The organism is Bacillus cereus group sp. BfR-BA-01360, assembly GCF_022663595.1.
GTDB classification, from domain to species: Bacteria; Bacillota; Bacilli; order Bacillales; family Bacillaceae_G; genus Bacillus_A; species Bacillus_A cytotoxicus.
In genome coordinates this window covers 1-440 of sequence record NZ_JAKUFV010000079.1, presented here as the reverse complement: position 1 = coordinate 440, position 440 = coordinate 1, and the positions used below count along the sequence as shown (strand labels likewise).

Genomic DNA, 440 nt, shown 5'->3' with positions numbered 1-440 from the left:
ATTTTAATCGTTACACCGTTTTTGTCGATGAGTATCTTATCGCCACTGATTCGAATGAGATTCGTATCGATACCTTTTGCAGTTAACCATTTGACCATTGTGTCTGCATTAATTGCTAATTTTGCTACATCAATTGTTATCTTCTCTGCTGACATATTGATAGCTGCGATAATATCGCCTTTTTTCACTTGAGCTAGAATTCCTTCATCCAACACTTGCAATTTAGATCCTGTTTCTTTGACATAAGCATCGAAAGTATCATTCACAAAGGTTTCGTGTTTTTCAGATATAATTTCAACGCCTTTTTCATTCGCTGAAATCTTTCTTTCTAATTCTGTTACTTTTTTGGTATATTGTTCAGTTGCTACCTTGTCCGCTAAGTCATCCATGATTTTATCTTTGTCTACAAAGTCGTTTGGATTTTCTAGAAAGCTGGAAGG

The 440-nt window shown here is 35.0% G+C and carries 1 pseudogene; it reads right to left on the bottom strand.

Annotated elements, in window-relative coordinates:
• Positions 1-440: pseudogene (locus MR056_RS21985) on the bottom strand (phage tail spike protein); the annotation flags it as partial.